The sequence below is a fragment of the Leyella lascolaii genome (assembly GCF_900079775.1).
Taxonomy (GTDB): Bacteria; Bacteroidota; Bacteroidia; order Bacteroidales; family Bacteroidaceae; genus Prevotella; species Prevotella lascolaii.
Genome location: NZ_LT556035.1, coordinates 1 through 657 on the forward strand (window position 1 = coordinate 1; position 657 = coordinate 657).

The following is a 657-nucleotide window of genomic DNA, read 5'->3' on the forward strand; positions in this document are numbered from 1 at the left end:
CCTAATTATATATAGGGGTATCTTGATGTTTTTATCATAATAAGATACCCCTGTTTTTTACATGAAATCTCAAACTTGTGAACATAACCCCATCATAAAATGAATAGCAAGTATTCCTGCTGAGTTTATCAAATCAGGACCATTGTTGTTGATGATGACTCTACCATCAGCTCATATATACCTTTCCGACACAAGCATATAGTGTTTTCATTTGTACCCCGAGTGTGTACAGTTTCAAACCATGATTTACATTTTAACATAAGAAACTGAAGCCGTGACCATTTGTGTATTTTTGCCAAACTAACTCCAGTACATACAACAGATGTAAAAGATTTCGCAAAATCGACCGAAATCATAAGAAAAAAACACCAAACTAGCAAATTTCTTAAAGATTATATCTGTTTATTAAGATTATTTTTGTATATTTGCAGCATTATTTTGGTGGTAAAGCCTATTGGCCTGCCACGTGACAATAGGACTTTACGGAGCAAGCCTATATCACAATTCTTCTCCGTAGCAACAGTCTGTTTTCTCTCACTGGTCTCTCCCTGCGCGGCAGAGGCATACGTTTTTATATTTTTCAAACACTCCAAATTGACAGCGCATGAGAAAGTTTACTTCTTTGTTACTGTTAGGCTTCGCTCTCGGCAGTTTCGC